Below are 992 nucleotides of genomic sequence, written 5' to 3' on the forward strand. Positions count from 1 at the left end.
CGCAGCCGCAGCCCGGTCCCCGCCGCCTCGGCCTCGCCGCCGGCCTCGCTGGCCACCGCCGCCAGGCGGTCCAGGGCGGCCGGCGGCGTCCCTTCGGCGGGGCCGATGGTCAGCACGCCGCCCGCCGCCGTGTCCTCCACCGCCAGCGTCAGGGCGACGCCGCGCGGCTGCGCCTCGTTGATCTCCTGCGCCAGGGCGATCAGCGCCTCCTCCAGCGCGCTGCGCTCCAGCAGCACGGGCGGGTCATGCTCGGCCAGGGTCAGCACCAGGGCGCTGGGCCCGGGCAGCAGCATGGACAGCAGGGGCTCGATCGCCCGCAGCGCCTCCGACAGCCGGATCGCCTCCTGCACCCCCGCCGGGCGGCGGATGAGCGAGAGGATGGACCGGCTCGTGCCCTCGAAGCGGCGGGCGGCCGCCTCCACCCGCGCCAATTGGCGCTGCGGCCCGCCTTCCGCCGCGGTGCGCTTCAGCATCTCCAGATTGGCGAAGATGACGGTCAGCAGGTTGTTGATGTCGTGTTGCACCGTGCGGGCAATCCCGCCGATGGCCGCCATGCGCTCCGCCTGTCGCCGCAACCCGGTGTCCTCCGCCGTCATCCGCCTGCCTGTCCCACCTGGTCCGCCACGCATTTATGACCCCGCCGGAGGCCGGGAGTCGGTTCGTCCGGCGGAATTGTCGGGGCTGCGGCGCATGGGCTACAGCCCGGCCTCCGCGATGTCCCGGAACAGCCGGGCGGGCAGGGTACCGCCGCGCACATCGTCCATCGGCCGTCCGTCGTCATTGCCCAGCCAGATGCCGATGACGGTATTGCCCAGGATGCCGACGAACCAGGCATCGCGGAAATCCTGCGTGGTGCCGGTCTTGCCGGCGACCCCCCGGCCGGGGAGGGCCGCGGCGCGGCCGGTGCCGCGCGCCACCACCGCCTCCAGCATCCGCCGCATCGCCGCCGCGTCCTCCGGCGCCGCCGCCCGCTGCGGCGCCGCGCGGGGCAC

At 75.3% G+C, this 992-nt stretch carries 2 protein-coding genes; both read right to left on the reverse strand.

The genetic code is table 11. The features are described from left to right. On the reverse strand, positions 1 to 596 hold a 596-nt coding region (locus E2C05_RS32080; RefSeq protein ID WP_408901646.1), incomplete at its 3' end, for a sensor histidine kinase. A 99-nt stretch (positions 597 to 695) separates the two neighbouring features. Then, positions 696 to 992, reverse strand: a 297-nt coding sequence (locus E2C05_RS32085) for a penicillin-binding transpeptidase domain-containing protein (protein WP_275670532.1), incomplete at its 5' end; no start/stop codon positions are given.

It is taken from the genome of Paracraurococcus ruber, assembly GCF_004353985.1.
In the GTDB taxonomy this organism is placed as follows: domain Bacteria; phylum Pseudomonadota; class Alphaproteobacteria; order Acetobacterales; family Acetobacteraceae; genus Paracraurococcus; species Paracraurococcus ruber.